The following is a 4284-nucleotide window of genomic DNA, read 5'->3' as shown; positions in this document are numbered from 1 at the left end:
TCGCGGCAGCTGGCGACGCCACCACCGGCCACCACCCGCAACCAGGGCGTTGATCGGCGCCCCAGACACCCGCCGCCTTCGCTGCCACCGCAGCAGAGGTCAACCATCTCCCGACCCCGGGCGTTGACAGCGAACCGAACCGTTTCGCGGCAGCTGGTGCCGCTACCCCGGCCACCACCAGCGGCCTGAGCGTCGAAAGGAAGCAGGAACAGCCCACTCCCCTTCCACTCCGCCCCCTCAGAGCACGCCCAGGCGCTCAGTCCTCGCCCAGCCACAGATCCGGGCCGAACACCTCGTAGCGGATACGGCGGGCGGGCACCCCGGCGGCAAGCAAGCTGGCCACGCACATTTCGCATGAACGGCAGCGGCCCGCACAGGTAGACCTCAGCGCCCTCGGGCAGGTCCACCCCGTCCAGGTCCATCAGCCCCCGGACAGCACCTCCGACGCTCTCGACGTCCCCGACGCACCCACCGCCCTCAGCGCCGTCGCCGCCTCCGCCTCCGCCTTCGACAGCCTCCACGCCGTCTCCCCCGTCCACACCGTTCTCGTACCAGGTCCGGGCGCTCGCACCGGGCAGCGCCCCGACCAGGGCGGCGGTCTCCTCACGGTGGGCGTGCTCCCCCGGGCTGCGGTCGGCGTGCAGGACCACAACCCTGCGGTCGCTGCCCTGTTCGGCGAGCCGGTTCAGCATGGCCACCATCGGTGTGCAGCCGATTCCGGCCGAGGCCAGCACGAGGGGGTGGTCGCCCTCGGACAGGGTCACGTCACCCGCAGGGGTGGAGACCATGAGGACGTCGCCCGGGACGACGGTGTCGTGCAGCAGGGTGGAGACCTCCCCCGCCGGGTCGGTCCCGACCGCGCGCAGGCGCTTGACGGTGATACGGCGGGACTCGCCGTCCCCGCCGGTCAGGGAGTACTGGCGGGCCTGGCGAACCCCGTCGGGCATGCGCGTGCGAACGCTGACGTACTGGCCGGGCAGGAAGGCGGGGAGCGGGTCGCCGTCCTCGGGTTGGAGGGTGAGGGAGGCGGTGTCGGGGGTCTCCTGCCGGCGCCGCGTGACCCGCCAGGGGCGCCAGACCCCGCGCCCGGTGTGCCCGCGCTCGGCGTACAGGCGGGCCTCCAGGGCGATGAGGGCTCCGGCCATGAGCCAGTAGACCTCGTCCCAGGCCCTGACGACGGCGGGGGTGGCCGCGTCCCCGAGAGTGGAGGCGATGGCGTCGAAGAGGTACTTGTGCACGATGACGTACTGGTCCTCGGTGACCCCGAGGGAGACGTGCTTGTGGGCGATGCGGGAGAGGAGGACGTCGGGGCGCTCGTCCGGGTGCTCCAGGAGGAGGGTGGCGAAGGCGGCGATCGACCCGGCCAGGGCCCTGCGCTGTTCGCCCGAGGCCTGGTTGCCCCGGTTGAACAGGCCGTCGAGGAGTTCGGGGCGCTCGCCGAGCATCGTGTCGTAGAAGCGGGCGGTGATGGTGTCCAGGGCTCCGGCCACGGCGGGGACCGTGGCCCGGACGGTGGCGGCTGACTCGGTGGAGAGCATGCGACCTCACTTCGGAGAGGGTGCCTCGGAGCGAAAACTGGTATCTGAAATGCATATTAAATCCGCCTTCACGGCCCCCTCCTCCGGGGTGGTTCCCGCGCGAAGAGGCCAGGCGGGAACGGTCATGCGCGGGCAGCCTGGAGGACTTCCGGGCCATCGGACTTCCGGGCTACCGGGCTACCGGCCTGGAGGACCACCGGTCCGGCGAAGAGAACCGCCCCCGGCAGAGCCCGGCCGTGCGCCCGTGAGCGGACGATCACGGGCAGGCGACCACGGGCGGACGTCCACGGGCAAACGACCACGGAGCGCCGCCGCGGGCCCTACGGGCGCAGCAGGGTGAGCGCGTCACGCGCGGGCGGGGACACCAGGGACTCCACGGTGACGCCGTCGAGCGAGGTGTAGAACGCCTCGTGCGCCTCGCGCAGGGCGCCGCGCAGGCGGCAGGCGGCACGCAACGGGCAGGGCGGATCGTCCTCGCACCCCGCGAGCTCACCCGCGCCCTCCAGCTCGCGCACGATCGACCCGACCGAGGCCCGCCGCCCGCTCTCGGTCAGGAGCAGTCCGCCGTTGCGGCCGCGCCGCGCCTCCACCAGCCCCATGTCGGACAGCCGCGCCACGGCCTTGGCCATGTGCGTGTAGGGCACGGAGAGCATCCCGGCGACGGCCCTGGTGGTGAGGAGTTCTCCCTCGTCCGCGACCGCGAGCCGCATGACCAGGCGCAGGGAGACGTCGGTGAAGGCGGTCAGGCGCATGTGTTCAACGTAGGGGACCGGTCCCGGTCACCGCTCCCCCCGGCCGGGGACGGGCGCGGTCCCCGCGGAGGGGCCGCCGTCGCCCTCGGCGTCCAGGGGCCGGTGGCGCCCGGTCTCGCGCGGCATCCAGATCAGGATCACGACCAGCCCGACCACCCCGAAACACAACGACACCGTCGCCGCCGTGTGCAGCCCCGACATGAACGCCTCCTTGGCGGGCTCCACCAGGACCCTCCCCTGCTCCCCCAGGCTCCGGGCCAGCGCCAGGGTGCCCTCGATCGACTCCCCCGCCGACCGCAGCCGCTGGTCCGTCACACCCGTCGAGCCCTCGTCGGCGACCTCCTCCAGGGTGGGGGTGATCCCCGCCCGGTACCGGAAGGAGATGACCGCGCCCAGGATCGCGACGCCCATCGCCGTGGCCACCTGCCGGACCGTGTTCTGCACGGCGGAGGCGGCTCCGGCCCTGCCCGGCGGCACCGACGACATGATCGCGTCGGTGGCGGGGGTCAGGACCACGGCCATCGCACCGGCCTGGAGGAAGAAGAACCCGACGATCAGCGGCAGCGGCGTGTCCGGTTCGAGCTGGGTGAAGAAGAGGAAGCTGGAGCACACGCCCAGCACGCCGACCGCGGCGACCACGCGCGGCCCCGCCCAGCGCACGAGCGTCGGGCTGAGCGGCGCCATGATCATCTGCCCCAGCGCGGCGGGCAGCACCAGCAGTCCCGCGACGAACGGGGAGAACTCGCGGACGCTCTGCCAGTAGAAGCTCAGGAAGAAGATGATCCCGGACATGCTGAAGAACAGCACCATGATGGTGGCCACGGAGACGCTGAACCGCGGGTCGCGGAAGAAGCGCACGTCCAGGGAGGGGTTGGGCGCGCGCGACTCGTGCACCAGGAAGAGCACCAGCACCACCACACCGCCGATGAGCGCGCCGTACACGTCCCAGTCCGCCAGGGAGGCCCGTTCGCCCGCGGTGATGATGCCGTAGATGAGCAGCACCAGGCCGGGGACGGACAGCAGCACCCCCAGCACGTCCAGCCTGCCGGGGTCGGCGTCGCGCGACTCGGGGATCAGGAAGAACACCAGCGCCAGGCCCAGCGCCACGAAGGGCACGTTGACGAGGAAGATCGACCCCCACCAGAAGTTCTCCAGCAGCAGCCCGCCCGCCGAGGGTCCGATGGCCATCGCCAGCCCGACCGCGCCCGCCCAGATCCCGATGGCGCGTGCGCGCTGCTCGGGCGGGAAGACGTTCGCGATGATCGACAGGGTCTGCGGCGTCACCATGGAGGCGCCGAACCCCATGACCGCGCGGGCCAGGATGAGCTGTTCGGGGGTCTGGGAGTAGGCCGACAGCGCCGAGGCCGCGCCGAACACCGTCAGCCCCACCACGATCATGCGGCGGCGCCCCCACCGGTCGCCGAGCACACCGAAGGTGAACAGCAGGCCCGCGAAGACCAGAGTGTAGGAGTTGATCGCCCAGGCCAGCTGCGACTGGCTGGCGCCCAGGCCCCGCTCGGGGTCGGACAGCACACGCAGCGCCACGTTGAGGATCGTGTTGTCGGCCACGATCACCAGCAGGCAGATGATGAGGACAGCCAGCCCGCCCCACCTGCGCCGGTACGCCGTCTGCGCGTCCACCAACCCACCTCCACCGCCGGGGCCCACCGAAACTCACGCCGATCGGACCGTACCCGCGAACCGCGCCGACCGCGCGCTTCGGGGGGCCGCGAACGGTGTGTCGGCCGTGTTCGGACCGGTTCCGGCGGGAGGACGTCGGCCGCCTGCGGAGCGGTTCCGGCGGGGAGCACGGGCCGCTCCCGGCGGAAGGCGGGAGCGTTCCCGTCGGGAAACATCCGACCGTCGGACCGGGTTGTAGCCGGTGCGGAGAGGCGCGGAGCGGGCATGCGATGATGCTTGCGTGCGGTGGCCGCGCCCGGTCGTCCGCGTACGCCGGTTCCCGCCTCCTCCCGCACCCGCCCGGTCCCCCGCGG

The 4284-nt window shown here is 72.5% G+C and carries 2 protein-coding genes and 1 pseudogene; all 3 read right to left on the bottom strand.

What is annotated here, in order from left to right:
• Window positions 1-256: 256 nt before the first annotated feature.
• A pseudogene (locus DQW06_RS17345) lies at window positions 257-1538 on the bottom strand (globin domain-containing protein).
• Window positions 1539-1858: 320 nt separating this feature from the next.
• On the bottom strand, window positions 1859-2290 hold the full coding sequence (locus tag DQW06_RS17340; protein WP_013154218.1) for an Rrf2 family transcriptional regulator: 432 nt from the start codon (window positions 2288-2290) through the stop codon (window positions 1859-1861).
• Between the two features lie 27 nt (window positions 2291-2317).
• On the bottom strand, window positions 2318-3934 hold the full coding sequence (locus tag DQW06_RS17335) for an MFS transporter (RefSeq protein WP_117198923.1): 1617 nt from the start codon (window positions 3932-3934) through the stop codon (window positions 2318-2320).
• Window positions 3935-4284 lie beyond the last annotated feature (350 nt).

This window comes from Nocardiopsis sp. TNDT3 (genome assembly GCF_003427465.1).
GTDB classification, from domain to species: Bacteria; Actinomycetota; Actinomycetes; order Streptosporangiales; family Streptosporangiaceae; genus Nocardiopsis; species Nocardiopsis dassonvillei.
Note: the sequence above shows the minus strand (reverse complement) of the source record. Positions and strands in the feature narration are given on the sequence as shown.